General features: G+C 45.2%; 11 protein-coding genes. All 11 read right to left on the bottom strand.

Going from position 1 to position 12,937, the window contains the following annotated elements; all coding sequences use genetic code 11:
- Positions 1–16 precede the first annotated feature (16 nt).
- From NM125_RS11870 to NM125_RS11820, 11 genes are read right to left on the bottom strand one after another with little or no spacing between them, the layout of a single operon-like run.
- Positions 17–667: a cytochrome c oxidase subunit 3 family protein gene (locus NM125_RS11870; RefSeq protein WP_255135150.1), complete on the bottom strand. Its 651-nt coding sequence runs from the start codon at positions 665–667 to the stop codon at positions 17–19.
- A gap of 35 nt (positions 668–702) precedes the next feature.
- Positions 703–2,463 carry a cytochrome c oxidase subunit I gene (gene ctaD / locus NM125_RS11865; RefSeq protein ID WP_255135148.1) on the bottom strand — a complete coding sequence of 587 codons (1,761 nt, stop codon included), beginning with the start codon at positions 2,461–2,463 and terminating at the stop codon, positions 703–705.
- A gap of 1 nt (position 2,464) precedes the next feature.
- Positions 2,465–3,409 carry a cytochrome c oxidase subunit II gene (gene coxB, locus NM125_RS11860; RefSeq protein ID WP_255135147.1) on the bottom strand — a complete coding sequence of 315 codons (945 nt, stop codon included), beginning with the start codon at positions 3,407–3,409 and terminating at the stop codon, positions 2,465–2,467.
- The gene (locus NM125_RS11855; RefSeq protein ID WP_255135146.1) at positions 3,409–4,239 is read right to left on the bottom strand and encodes an SCO family protein; all 831 of its coding nucleotides are present in this window, start codon (positions 4,237–4,239) and stop codon (positions 3,409–3,411) included. The genes coxB and NM125_RS11855 overlap by 1 nt, the downstream gene beginning before the upstream one ends.
- An 11-nt stretch (positions 4,240–4,250) precedes the next feature.
- Positions 4,251–4,781: a transposase gene (locus tag NM125_RS11850; RefSeq protein ID WP_255135145.1), complete on the bottom strand. Its 531-nt coding sequence runs from the start codon at positions 4,779–4,781 to the stop codon at positions 4,251–4,253.
- A 12-nt stretch (positions 4,782–4,793) separates the two neighbouring features.
- A complete protein-coding gene (locus NM125_RS11845) occupies positions 4,794–5,990 on the bottom strand; it encodes a hypothetical protein (RefSeq protein WP_255135144.1) in 1,197 nt (398 codons plus the stop codon).
- A 25-nt stretch (positions 5,991–6,015) separates the two neighbouring features.
- Positions 6,016–7,020, bottom strand: coding sequence for a c-type cytochrome (locus tag NM125_RS11840; RefSeq protein ID WP_255135143.1), 1,005 nt, complete (start codon positions 7,018–7,020; stop codon positions 6,016–6,018).
- Positions 7,021–7,048: 28 nt separating this feature from the next.
- A complete protein-coding gene (locus tag NM125_RS11835; RefSeq protein WP_255135142.1) occupies positions 7,049–7,594 on the bottom strand; it encodes a DUF3341 domain-containing protein in 546 nt (181 codons plus the stop codon).
- Between the two features lie 4 nt (positions 7,595–7,598).
- Positions 7,599–9,026: an NrfD/PsrC family molybdoenzyme membrane anchor subunit gene (gene nrfD / locus NM125_RS11830; protein WP_255135141.1), complete on the bottom strand. Its 1,428-nt coding sequence runs from the start codon at positions 9,024–9,026 to the stop codon at positions 7,599–7,601.
- Positions 9,027–9,053: 27 nt separating this feature from the next.
- Positions 9,054–12,134, bottom strand: coding sequence for a TAT-variant-translocated molybdopterin oxidoreductase (locus tag NM125_RS11825; RefSeq protein WP_255135140.1), 3,081 nt, complete (start codon positions 12,132–12,134; stop codon positions 9,054–9,056).
- Positions 12,134–12,778: a cytochrome c3 family protein gene (locus tag NM125_RS11820; RefSeq protein ID WP_255135139.1), complete on the bottom strand. Its 645-nt coding sequence runs from the start codon at positions 12,776–12,778 to the stop codon at positions 12,134–12,136. The genes NM125_RS11825 and NM125_RS11820 overlap by 1 nt, the downstream gene beginning before the upstream one ends.
- Positions 12,779–12,937 lie beyond the last annotated feature (159 nt).

The raw sequence follows: 12,937 nt of genomic DNA, 5'->3' as shown, positions 1-12,937 counted from the left end.
ATAATATCAATCTCTGTCATTCAATGAGATAGAGGAGTGGAAACAGGAAGATCCAGATGAGGTCAACCAAATGCCAGTACAGGCCGGTGATCTCAACAGGAGTATAATATTCACTGCTGAATTCTCCTTTCTTAGCACGCAGGTAAATCCAGTAAATGAGCCCGATTCCGATGATTACGTGAAGGGCGTGAACGCCGGTCAGCATGTAATAGATGCTGAAGAAGATAGCTGCCTGAGCATGTTCAAGTCCTTCGTAGGTGTAATATTCGCCCGGAAAGATTCCCAGTTCAAATTTGTGGGCATACTCGAAAGCTTTAATCACCATAAACACTACAGCCAGAGCGATTGTAATCAAGAGATTGATTTTAAGCCCTTTGATCTGGTCTTTCTGTACGGAACGTATAGCCATCGCTACCGTCAAACTACTACCGATCAGAACCACCGTGTTTACGGCTCCCCAAAAGGTATTCAGCTCAAGGGCTGCTTCGGTGAAAAGTTCAGGATACCATGCTCTATATATAATATAAGCACAGAATAATCCGCCAAAGAATAGGATTTCGTTTACCAAGAACACCCACATACCCATTTTTGCGGTGTCAAATTGCTGATCGGAGTCAACAAAGTGATGCTGCACATGCGTGGGGTGTGAAGTCGAATGATTCGCCATTTACTTCCCGAGTTGTGTTGTTTGAATTTAAATTTTTAGTTGGATTCTACCTTCTTCCGGGCAGCAGTCACTTCTGCAGCCTCATGGCTTGGGTCGTGACCGTTATGAGAGTCCGCAAGACCAAGCTGGAATTCTTCCATCGGTTTGTGATAATCATATGGTCCGTTAATGATAACCGGAGTATGGTCGAAGTTGTGGAAGTCGGGCGGTGAAGTTGCCTGCCATTCCAGTCCACGACTACCCCAGGGGTTAGATCCGGCTTTCTCACCTGTAAATAATGACTTCATCAGGTAATATGCGATAAGCAGAAACCCAACACCAAGGATATATGATCCAATGGTTGAGGTTTGATGGAAAATTGTAAACTGATCGATGTAGTTGTAATAACGTCGCGGCATTCCTTGTGATCCCATAATAAACTGCGGGAGAAAGGTTACGTTGAAGCCGACGAATATAAGTACGGCTCCGATTTTTGCCTGAAATTCATTGTACATCTTACCGGTCATCTTAGGCCACCAGTAGTGGAGTCCGGCCAACAGAGCAATAAGGGTTCCACCCATCATTACATAGTGAAAGTGAGCTACCACATAGTATGTGTCGTGCAGGTGAATGTCGGCTGAAAGAGCACCAAGCATAATCCCTGTAAATCCTCCAATGGAGAACAAGAACAGGAAGATAAATACATAAAGCATTGGAGTCTTCATCTCGATTGACCCCTTATACAGTGTAGCGATCCAGTTTAGAATCTTAATACCAGTTGGAATACCAACGAGGAAAGTCAGGAATGAAAATACGGTAGTTGCCACGGCAGACTGACCGGAGGTAAACATGTGGTGTCCCCAAACGAGGAATCCAATAAATGCGATAGCAAGAGACGAAAGTGCAATCGCCCAGTACCCGAAGATGTGTTTCTTGGAAAAGGTGGTAATTACTTCAGAAATGATTCCAAAACCCGGGACAATCATAATATATACAGCAGGGTGTGAGTAGAACCAGAAGAAATGCTGGAACAGTACGGGATCACCGCCAAGAGCAGGGTCAAAAATTCCGATTCCCAGGAAACGCTCCATAGTCAACAGTAAAAGCGTGATCGCCAATACGGGCGTTGCTAATACCTGAATGATACTGGTTGCATACAGCGCCCAGATATTCAATGGGAGTTTGCCCCAGGTAATACCGGGAGCTCTCATCTTATGAATGGTAGAAATAAAGTTTGTACCGGTTAAAATAGAGGAGAAACCAAGTATAAAGACTCCCAAGGTTACCCAAATCACACTCGATGAAGAGGTGGTACTGTAGGGTGTGTAGAACGTCCAGCCGGTGTCCAGTCCATTATTTGCTAAAGCAATAAAGGTGAAGATGGCTCCAATCACGTAAATATAGAAACTGGCGAGGTTAAGCCGGGGGAAGGCTACATCCTTGGCTCCAAGCTGCATGGGAAGTACAAAGTTACCTAATGCGGCCGGGATAGAGGGAACCAGCACAAAGAATACCATAATGGCACCGTGCAGGGTAAAGAACTGGTTGTATGTATCGGCTTCGATGAACGTTTTTGCAGGGGTCAGGAGCTCGGTTCTTAATAAGAGAGCAAGCACTCCACCCAGCAGAAAGAAGAAGGCAACCGAACCCAGGTACATAAGTCCGATTTTCTTGTGATCTACTGTCGTCATCCAGGCCCAAAGACCTTTTTCATCGGTCAGGTATGTATTCTTAGGGTCTTCGGACGGCTTAAACCGCTTAACTTTTAATGTTCGTACGTTCCCTGAAGAGGAAGGTGTTACTTCAGTTGTTGCCATGTTATTCTTCTAACGTTTTAATGTATTCAATAATGTCGGAGATGTCGTCGTCACTAAGGCGACCCTCATAGCTAACCATTTGGTTTTGATATCCTTCAACAATTTTGCTGCCGGGGTCGAGAATGGATTCTCTGATATAGTTTTGATCGGCAACTTCGGAAGAACCGTCTTCGAAATTACGTTCTTGCTCCCACAGGCCCTGCCAGGTAGGTCCAATACCATCAGATCCATCTACAGAGTGACAGCTTACACAACCTTGTAAGGTGGCAAGTTGCTCACCGCGTTCCACGGGAGTTCCGCCACCGCCGGTTCCTTGCTCATCCAGCCAGGCTTTAAAGTCTTCTTCGGTGTGCACAATTACTTTAGCCAACATATCAGAGTGGGAGGTACCGCAATATTCGGTACAGAAAACCTGTGATTCACCGGCTTCTTCAGCCTGGAACCAAACATAGGTGTATCGGTTTGGCAGCACGTCTTGCTTGATTCGGTAATCAGGTACAAAAAAGGAGTGTAGTACGTCCTGAGATTGCATCACCAATTTAACCGGCCGACCTGCAGGTACATGAACTTCGTTACCAACCTGTGCTCCGGTTTCATATTTGAAAGTCCAGCCCCACTTGTAGGCTGAAACCTGAATTTCATATGCGTTATCCGGTACGGTTTTGAGATTCAGCCATCCTTTGTATCCCCATCCAAAAACAACAAAAACCAGCAGAAGGGGTATTACCGACCAGGTAATTTCCAGGGTGTTGTTGTGGGTGATAAGCGGTGTTTTATCATTTTCTGATTTGCGCTTGTACTTAATTGCAAAATAGATCATTGCAATGGAGACACCGGCAAGAATGATAAAACTGACGATGTGGATGAATGCCATCAGCGCATCGGTACTTGCTCCCGTCATCGGAGATTTAAGCTCCGGGAGCATAAAATCGAATAAACTGCCCATTAGTTAAATTCAGTTTTTGAGGTTGGTTTTTTGCGTTTTTCGCGAAGCCAAAGCACGCCGAGGAATATACCGAGAATTATCAGTGTAGCCAAGCCGCCAAGCTTCATAATATTAATTGCTACCGGCGCATAACTGCCGGAATCCGGATCGTATTGATAACAGTACATCACAAGTTTATCGACGGTGTTACCAATCGTTCCGTCCGCAGATTCATACAAGGCACTGCGAACATTGAATGAGTCGTAGGAGATGCCGTACAAATAACGGGTAATCTTGCCTTGTGGACTCAGGAGCATGATTGCCGCACTATGGGCAAACTCTCCGGTTTTCTCAATTTCTTTGTATTCAAATCCAACAGCTTCAATTACTTTGTCAATCTGATCTTTCTTTCCGGTTAGGAAGTGCCACCCTGCTTTTGTGGTGGAGTCCATACCGGCCAGGTAATTTTTTTTCGACTTAGCTGCCAGTTCAGCATTTTCCTCAGGGTCAATGCTGATCGAGATTACAATAAATTCTTTACCGGGCTTCCAGGCCAGTTCATCAACAACATTAATCACTCCGTCTATCACAAGCCCGCATAACATCGGGCATTCGTAGTAGAGCGGGTTCAATAAAACAGGTTTTCCTTCCTCCAGTAAATCACCAAGCACAACACTGTCACCTTCGGAGGTTGCAAACTTGGCATCAAGAGGGATGTAGTCTCCCAAATGCTCATCAATACCGAGATCTTGCAGCGCATCCGGCGTTTCACGATTTACCTGCGCTTGGGCAGAATGTGAAGTCAGAAACACTGCAAGCATGATAATTGCTAACAGTGTAGAACGTCTCATGATGGTTGGTGTCAGTCTGTGGCTATTCTACTAATAGCGCTGTCAATAGGAATTCTGTAAATACCTTCCTCAAGGTCCACCACTCCAAAGCTATTCAGCTCTTGATCTTGTTCAGCTTTTAATTCTTGTACTTCTGAATAACCGCTTTGGGCTGATACCTGTTTTTGGGCTTCAAAAAGGCTGTATTGAGAAAAATAGACTAAACCGATAACAAAAATAATAACGAGTGCGGTTCCCAGGGTAGACCAGAAGATCAACTTGTTATAGTTGAGGGTGTCACTCATCACGCCGTGTTCTACGGCACCGGCAAACTCTTCATTTTCAGTTGTGATGTCAACTTCCTCGTTTACGTCCTCGTCGGCATGTGCCGTTTCGGTGGTAAAAATCTGAGAAGCTTCATCCTGAAGCTGAGCAGCCCACTCAATTATATCATCTTCTGAAACGTCATGTTTTTGAGCAATTTTCTCAATCACAGAACGCCCCTGAGCTACAGCTTCGAGTGCTACTTTTGCTTTAAATTCTGAGCTATACTTTTCTGACATCGGTAAATTCGATTATTGGTGATACGATTTGGATAGGCAGTCTTCCAGTTTTGGATCATTCTTCGGCACCATATCGTGCTGCTTGAATTTGTTAAAGAACAGTCCAAAGAAAATGCCTCCTAATCCAAGGAAAGTAGTAATGTCCATCCAGCTGAAGTGGATGCCATGTTTAAATAATACCGGCATGGCAATCCAGTAGATTTCTGCAAAGTGAATAATTAATACGATTGCCGATACAATTCCTAAAATAGTGCGATTCTTCTTGGCTTCGCGATTAAGAAGTACCAGGAATGGTAGCGCAAAACGGAAGATCAACAAGCCGTAAGCAATATATTTCCAGCTGCCTTCCAGCCGATGGAAATACCACAGGGTTTCTTCCGGAAGGTTTGCATAATAAATAAGTAAAAACTGACTGAATGCGATGTATGCATAGAATACTGTGAACGCAAAGAACCAGGCACCAAGATCATAGATGTGCACCTGTCGAATGGTGTTTTTCAAAATCCCCTTGCTCTGCATAAAGAAAATCAGCAGAATCATAATAGGCCAAAAAGCCTGGAAACTGATAGAGAAAAAGTACACGCCAAACATGGTTGAAAACCAGTGAGGGTCAAGCGACATCAACCAGTCGAAGCTGGCAAATGCAATAGAAAGAGCAAACAAAGGAATACCCGGGGCACTTACTTTGCGCAACAAGCTGGTTAATCCCCAGTCATTGGTTTTATCCATCTCTACGGAAACCTTATGCAGTTTATAACCAAGATATCCCCAGATGGCAAAGTAGATAAACTGACGGGCAATAAAGAAGGGTGTATTCAGGTAAGCTGATTTCCCTTTAAGAATTTTGTCGGCCATAACGGCATCTTCATGGCTCCAGTGGTACAAATTATGAATCCCAAGTATTACAGGGACCACAAATATGGCCCATATCCAAAGGTTGGCCGTAAACGACTCCGATATTCTTCGAACCAATACCCCCCATGAAGATCGGGTGATATGGTGCAGCATGACCATCAAAAGGGCGGCTAAAGCAATACCGGTAAAAAAGACAAAGCTAACCAGGTACGAGAAGAAAAACTGGTCGGCATCCAAAAAGTAGCCAACAAGGCTGGCAATCAGGCCAACGGCACCAACACCGAATAGGGCACGAGGAACTTTGCTGTCGGCTGGAAATTGTAAAGAATCTGTTATTGTAGGCTTATGACTCATTGTGTAAGTGTATTAAGCAAAGTTCTTAGTTTTCAGATAGATTTTTGATGTAAAGCACGATCGACTCAATTTCATGGTCGGCGAGGTAGCTGTAAGAAGCCATCACACCCTGTGCATAATCAACAGGTTTTGCAGCTTCAGGAGCAACGATGGACTCGCGAATGTAATCTTCATCTTTGGTAACGGTGATTGTCTCGCCGTCAGCAGTTATTACCTCACCTTCACTTCCAAACAGTCCGGCCCAAGTTGGCCCAATGCCTCCGGGTGTTCCGTCTTCGTTGTGGCAGGCAGCACATCCATTCGCTGTAATTACTTCTTTACCCATATCTACCGTTGGCTCAGGGGCATCTTCAGGTGTGCTTGCCGCAGCAATGGAATCTTGACGGGCTTGCTTATCTGCGAAGGCAGCCTGCATAGCATCTACATCAACCGGATATTCCCGAATTTCCTGCTCATTGATATTCTGGCTTTCCTGTAAGGCGCGAATGTAAGCTACAATAGCCCAGCGGTCTTCAACAGGAACCAAAGTGGAGTAGGAAGGCATGGTACGTACGCCGTTATAAATAGCGGAATACAACTCACCGTCAGATAATTCTCTTACTCTTTGATCGTGGTATGAAGGTGCCGGAACGTATCCGTAATTCCCTTCCATAATAATACCATCCCCGGCACCGGTTTGTCCGTGGCAGGGTGCACAATAAATTTCGTAGCGTTCTTTACCTCTGTAAAGGAATGATTTGGTCAGGTCAACCGGGATGTAATCAATAAAATCACCGTTTTCTTCAATTCCTTCGTAGTAGGCAAGGTCTGTTTTAGCCAAACCACGGGCAACGGTTCCGTCCACCGGCTGGCGCATGGCACGACCATCCGCAAAAAAGTTATTTTCTTCCTGTGCTTCTACTCTCGGCTGCTGGTCCATATTCATGTTAGGGTGAATAGGGGGCTTTTCAGAAAGCTGACCCTGACAGGCCGATAAAGTGACTCCGAGCGCAAAGACGCCCGCAACCTTAAACATTCTTTTAATGTTCATTCCTGGAAATGATATTTGAGTATTCGTTTTATTCATAAACTTCCTCAATGTGAGTAGCACCGGCTTCTTCGAATAGTTTTTTAACCTTATCGGCATCAAACATGTCGTCTTCAGCTTCAATGCAGGCAAAGAAGCCGTCGTCGGTTGCTTTCTTAAATCGCTCAACGTTGAACAGAGGATTATTCAGTTTCGGAAGTCCGTTCAGGAAAAACATCCCGAAAACAGCTCCGAAGGAAGACAGAAGCACTGTCAATTCAAAAGTGATGGGAACCCATGCAGGGGCATTAAATAATGGCTTACCACTAATATTCATCGGATAATCAACAACAGCCATGTAATACATCATAGCCAGTGCTCCAAAAAAACCAATACAGGCATGACCAAGTACAATCCATCCAAGCTTCGATTTCTTCAGGTTCATAGCCTTATCCATTCCGTGAATGGGGAATGGGCTAAAGGTGTCGAACTTGCTAAACCCTGATTTTGACATTGTTTTAGCAACATCAATCAGCTCTTTGGGATTTCTGAACTCAGCTATAACGCCGTATAAATTATTCTTTTCTGTTGTACTCATAATCTTAAACCTTCTCAGCTTGAGGTTTCGGCACTTCTACTTTTGGGGCTTCAAATTCCTTGGTTTCCTCATCGTAATTGTGAGGGTCAGCCAGCGGAATCACTGCTTTAATTTCTGCGAGTGCAACCATTGGCAGGAAGCGCAGGAACAAGAGGAACATGGTGAAAAACAGGCCAAATGTTCCAACGTAAGTTAATACGTCCCAAATGGTTGGTGAAAAATAATCCCAGCTCGATGGCAGGTAATCGTTTGCCAGAGAAGTTACCGTAATTACAAATCGTTCGAACCACATACCGATGTTCACCACAATAGAAATAAAGAAGGTGAAGCCAACGTTGCGGCGTAGTTTCTTAGACCAGAAGAACTGAGGAGACAACACATTGCAAGTCATCATTGCCCAGTATGCCCAAGCATAAGGACCGGTTGCTCTTAACAGAAAAATAGCTTTTTCATATTCAACGCCACTGTACCAGGCGATAAAGAACTCCATCATGTAGGCAAAACCTACCATGGAACCGGTAACCAGGATCACAATATTCATTTTTTCCATGTGATCATCCGTCATGATTTCCTTCATTCCGTAAATCTTGCGGGCAACAATCATCAGGGTAAGTACCATCGCAAAACCGGAGAAAATAGCACCGGCAACAAAATAAGGAGGGAAAATGGTAGTGTGCCATCCCGGAATCATGGAAACGGCAAAGTCAAAGGATACAATGGTGTGTACCGAAAGTACCAGCGGAGTAGCCAAACCGGCCAAAATCATATAAGCTTTCTCGTAATTCCACCAGTGGCGGTTTGAGCCGGTCCATCCCAGAGAGAAAATTCCGTACACAACCTTTCTGATTTTGTCGGTTGCACGATCACGAATGGTTGCAAGGTCAGGAACAAGTCCTACATACCAGAATAACAGGGAAACGGTGAAGTAGGTGGAAACCGCAAACACGTCCCAAAGCAGGGGAGAGTTGAAGTTCGGCCACATAGCCATAGAGTTAGGAACCGGGAACACCCAGTAAATAACCCAGATACGACCAACGTGAATAGCCGGGAATACACCGGCACACATTACCGCAAAAATGGTCATAGCCTCCGCAAAACGGTTAATAGCGGTACGCCAGTCCTGCCGGAAGAGGAATAAAATCGCCGAAATCAAGGTGCCGGCGTGACCAATACCAACCCACCATACAAAGTTGATGATGGCCCAACCCCAACCAACGGGATTGTTAAGTCCCCAAATTCCAGTTCCTTCCCAGATCAGGTAGCCAATGGCGGCAACCATAACAAAAAGCAGGCCGTTTGCGGCAATCATGCATAGGTACCATGCTTTTGGAGTAGGGCGTAAATTTATATCGGTAATCAGTCTCGTAAGGCTCGAAAAGTCATGGTCGCCTTTTACAAGAGCGGGTTCCGGTACGTATTGGTATTTACTCATGTTTTGGATGTATTCCTGATTAATATCTTAAGCCAAAGCAGGGTTTGGATTCGTAAGTTTAGCCATATAAGATGTTCTTGGACGCGTGTTAAGCTCCTCGAGCATCTGGAAGTTTCGTTCGTTGCGCTTCATTTTCGCAACTTCGCTGTTATCGTCGGTTAAATCACCAAAGTAAATGGCATCGGCAGGACATGCTTGCTGACAAGCTGTTTTAACAGCGCCATCTGCCGGTTTTGGAGAACCGGTTTTGTTCTTGGCTTCAATTTTTGCACGGTTCACGCGCTGGGCGCAATACGTACATTTCTCCATCACACCACGGAAACGTACGGTTACTTCCGGATTCATCGCCATTTGGATGATATCAGGATCGTCGCCCGTAGTTAAGTATTCTTTTGGATAGTTGAAGAAGTTGAATCGACGAACTTTATAAGGACAGTTATTGGCGCAGTATCGGGTTCCGATACAGCGGTTATACGTCATTTGGTTCATGCCGTCGTCACTGTGGGTAGTTGCCGCAACCGGGCAAACCTGCTCACAAGGGGCAAGCTCACAATGCATACAAGGTACCGGCTGGTGAACCGCTTGTGGTGAATCCGGATCATCACCCACATAATAGCGGTCATTACGGATCCAGTGCATTTCACGGCCCATTTTCACTTCTTTTTTCCCGATAACAGGGATATTGTTTTCCGACTGACAAGCGATTACACATACACCGCAACCAAAACAGGAGTTCAGGTCAATAGCCATTCCCCATTGTGGTTCATGATCGGGGTAGGTTTGCTCGTCAAAGAGAGAAATAGGCTGATCTTCGCCCATTTCTTCCGCTTCTTTCATTCCCGGCACTTCATAGGTGTGAACCGAGGCAAAGGAAGCAAAGTCCGGATTGTCTTTGTATTCAGAAATCGAAGCTTGACGATACATATCTCGTCCTTCAAGGCTGTGGTGATCCTGAACACAGGCAATTTCATAGGTGTCACCGGTCTTGGAAACGCTGGCTGAGGCATACAGCATATTATCTGTACCTCTCAACGGATAAACATCCACCCCACCTGCGGTGTAATCAATATAGGAACTGGCTACCCGGCCAATTCCTTCCCGTCCATAACCGGTGGTTAAAGTAATGGCATCATCAACATGTCCCGGCTGAATCCAGGCTACAATATTAATGCTCTTGCCATTTACAGTAATTTCTACAACATCGTAATCATCTTGTCCGGCACTGGCTTCTTCAATACCGAGTTTCTCTGCCGTAGCAGGACTCATAAGCGCCACGTTATCCCAGGTAACTTTCGTCATTGGGTCGGGAAGCTCCTGAAGCCATCCAAGGTTGGCGTAACGTCCGTCGTACAAAGTAGCATCAGGACGAATAACCACTTCCATACCGGAAGTAGAAGTAACATTGGATGTAGCGCGGTTCATTGCGGAAGTAAATCCGGAGGTTAACCGAACATTTACCTCGTTAAAGTTGCCGGTAGTGTCAATACCGTCATGCAGGATATTGGTCCATCGGTTATCAAAACCGGAACGGTAGTATCCCTGAAAGGTGTCTCTTACAAGATCATAACCGGCAGTAATAGAACCGGATACGATGGTATTTAAAAACTCAATTTCACTTAAACCTTCATGCAAAGGCCTGATTTGCGGCTGGATCACTGAACGTGCTCCGCCATAAGAATAACCGTCTCCCCATGCTTCCAGGAAATGTGCACGGTTTACGTGCCAGGTAGATTTCAGGGAAGTTTCATCAACGTAATCAGATAGATTGACTACGGTTTCAACATTAGAGAGGGCGTTTTCAAAGTCAAGATTAGCCGGGGCGTTGAATACCGGGTTCACACCCACCATCACAACGGTGTCGATGTTGCCGGCTTTCATTTCAGAAACCACATTGGCAAAAGCTTCAGTACTGTTTTGATCATCAAGGTGTGGTACTTCTAAATAGTGAACCGTACTTCCGGTGTTTCCTAATGCGTTATTAATTGCGGCAACCGCAGCGTGCACTTCAGGTTTGTGCTGGCTTCCCAGTGTAAGTGCTGAACGTCCGGCGTTGGCAGCCAAGTCATCAGCAAGAGCTGTAATCCACTTGTGATCAGAAAATTCGTTGGAGTAACCGCTGAAAGCACTCAATCCATTAACTCGGGTAGAAAGTGCAGCAGCCAGCGCATAAGTAAAGGCTTCTATTTGGCTGGCTTTAACTCTCAGTCGGTGATCGGCATAAGAACCGGTGAGTGAGAAAGAATCTTCCACCGAATAAATACGGTTCATTTCACCGTCTGTATCGGTCACCTTTCTTCGGGAAGAAACTTGTTTGGCGTATTCAACACTGTTTGGATGCGTTGAACTCATGAAATCATCATTCAAAGAAACGATGACATCCGCATTCTCAAAATTGTAATGGGTTCTCAGTCGTCCGCCAAAAGCAATTCGGTTACCTTCTAATACATTGTCTTCGCCAAATGGCTCGTAAGTAACCCAGGTTGCATTATTGAATTTCGAAAGGGCCTGCTCCTTAATATTGTTGTAAGTAGGAGAGGAATTTGCTTCAGAAATGAAAGCGATACGCTGACCGGTATTCGCAAAATGAGAGTTGGCGAAGGCTTCAAAGTCAGCTTTGGTTGCTTTCTCGCCATTTTGTAAAGGTGATCGTGATCGATCAGGATCGTACAGCCCAAGAATGGCTGCCTGATTGAAAATACTGGTTCCGCCACGGCTGGCAGGATGCATGTCGTTACCTTCAAGCTTGGTAGGCCGGCCTTCATGATTTTCAGCAATCAAACCAACCAGGTTGCCCTGAACAGGCATTGCTGTTGCATAATATAAAGGTACGCCGGGAACTACATCTTCAGGCTGCTTGGAATAAGGAAGGATTTTTTGAACCGGTCGGCGGCAAGCGGCGAGCCCGGCCAGAGCTACGGAAGCTCCCATAACACGTAAAAATCCACGACGTGATACACCATCCGAAAGTTCGGTGGCGTTCTCAGGAAACTCGCGCTCGGCAAATTTCTGGTATTCCTTATTATTGGCTAGTTCGTTTAAACTCTTCCAATACGTAGTTTCTTTCACTTCTTCACTCATCTGTCGATCTGTAGATTCTAAATCATTCATTAGTAATGGCAACCCTGGCAATAAGTTGGAGCATGAATATTCTTTTTATCTACCAGCTCACGGCCAATTTCTAACTGGTTTTCAACCTGGTAACCCATGGTTGTAACTTCATCAACGGGACGTACATACTTTTCCGGCTCACGGTGGCAATCCAGGCACCAGCCCATGCTAAGCGGCTCGGTCTGGTAAACAACTTCCATTTTATCAATTCTTCCGTGGCAGCTTTCACAGCCTACGCCCACATTAGTATGGGCAGAGTGATTGAAATAAGCATAATCAGGCAGGTTGTGCACGCGAACCCATTCAATAGCTTTTCCGGTTTCCCAGCTCTCACGAACCAGCGCCAGCTTATCGCTGTCGGTCTTAATTTGATTGTGACAATTCATACAGGTTTGTGTGGCAGGAATGTTAGCCTGCTTGGAATCCCAAACACTGGTGTGGCAGTACTGGCAGTCGAGGCCAAGCTGATCCACATGTAATTTGTGACTATAAGGAACGGGTTGTTCCGGAGCGTAGCCAACGTCAGTGTATTCAGGAGAGAAGAAGTACCAAACACCAAAAATGATTGCGTTCAGTACCACGATTAATCCAATTAAAATTTTTCGGGGAACCTGATTTGTCCACTTGGGGAAAATCTGCGCCATAAAGATTGCTGATTTAAGTTTACGTATAGAGCAGGATTGCTCCCGTTCTTAGGCCGGGCAAATCTATCAATTTTTTCATTCTAAATTGAATAAAAAGGACAGAATGTCATCTATTTAAAACAGTTCTAAATAGATTGACCAATACTCCGGTCACACCCT

Origin of the sequence: Gracilimonas sediminicola (assembly GCF_024320785.1) — a bacterium.
GTDB classification, from domain to species: domain Bacteria; phylum Bacteroidota; class Rhodothermia; order Balneolales; family Balneolaceae; genus Gracilimonas; species Gracilimonas sediminicola.
The sequence above is the reverse complement of the archived record's forward strand: the minus strand, read 5'-3'. Positions and strand labels throughout refer to the sequence as shown.

Coding starts and splice junctions, on each gene's coding strand:
- NM125_RS11825 (WP_255135140.1), bottom strand. CDS start 12,134: ATGAATGATTTAGAATCTACAGATCGACAGATGAGTGAAGAAGTGAAA.
- NM125_RS11820 (WP_255135139.1), bottom strand. CDS start 12,778: ATGGCGCAGATTTTCCCCAAGTGGACAAATCAGGTTCCCCGAAAAATT.
- NM125_RS11835 (WP_255135142.1), bottom strand. CDS start 7,594: ATGAGTACAACAGAAAAGAATAATTTATACGGCGTTATAGCTGAGTTC.
- NM125_RS11855 (WP_255135146.1), bottom strand. CDS start 4,239: ATGAGACGTTCTACACTGTTAGCAATTATCATGCTTGCAGTGTTTCTG.
- nrfD (WP_255135141.1), bottom strand. CDS start 9,026: ATGAGTAAATACCAATACGTACCGGAACCCGCTCTTGTAAAAGGCGAC.
- ctaD (WP_255135148.1), bottom strand. CDS start 2,463: ATGGCAACAACTGAAGTAACACCTTCCTCTTCAGGGAACGTACGAACA.
- coxB (WP_255135147.1), bottom strand. CDS start 3,409: ATGGGCAGTTTATTCGATTTTATGCTCCCGGAGCTTAAATCTCCGATG.
- NM125_RS11850 (WP_255135145.1), bottom strand. CDS start 4,781: ATGTCAGAAAAGTATAGCTCAGAATTTAAAGCAAAAGTAGCACTCGAA.
- NM125_RS11840 (WP_255135143.1), bottom strand. CDS start 7,020: ATGAACATTAAAAGAATGTTTAAGGTTGCGGGCGTCTTTGCGCTCGGA.
- NM125_RS11845 (WP_255135144.1), bottom strand. CDS start 5,990: ATGAGTCATAAGCCTACAATAACAGATTCTTTACAATTTCCAGCCGAC.
- NM125_RS11870 (WP_255135150.1), bottom strand. CDS start 667: ATGGCGAATCATTCGACTTCACACCCCACGCATGTGCAGCATCACTTT.